1 protein-coding gene is annotated in these 415 nt (G+C 58.3%); it reads right to left on the bottom strand.

Annotated elements, in window-relative coordinates:
* A partial coding sequence (locus M3090_RS15655; protein ID WP_249057806.1) for a conjugal transfer protein occupies nucleotides 1-415 on the bottom strand: 415 nt, incomplete at both ends.

Raw genomic sequence — 415 nt, 5'->3', positions numbered from 1 at the left:
CCCGTACAGGTCGAGCACGCGCCGCGTGTCGTTCTTCTCCTTTGCCCGGAGGTACGACACGCCGATGTTGCGGTTCGTGTAGTAGCGCACTAAGTTGCGGTGGTTCTTCACATCGCGGTAGATGCGGTCTATCAGGTCCATGCGCTCCTTGTCCGTCATTGACAGGCCGGTCTGCGTGACGACCGTCTTCAGCTCGTCGAGCATCCCGCTGCTCTCCTCCAGCATCTTCGTGTAGCCCGAAGCGATGGCGGCCAGCTCGTCCGTCGTGTAGTTCTCGTCGGCAAGCATCTTCTGGAACGAGTTCACGTAGATGTCCGATATTTCCCCCACGAGCAGCACGGTCTGCTGCACCTTGCGTGCGTCCTTCACCAAATTGTGTACCGACTTGAGCGCGTCGTAATACTTCTTTCCCTGT

Source organism: Bacteroides sp. ET71 (assembly GCF_023336905.1).
Lineage (GTDB): Bacteria > Bacteroidota > Bacteroidia > Bacteroidales > Bacteroidaceae > Bacteroides.
Note: the sequence above shows the minus strand (reverse complement) of the source record. Positions and strands in the feature narration are given on the sequence as shown.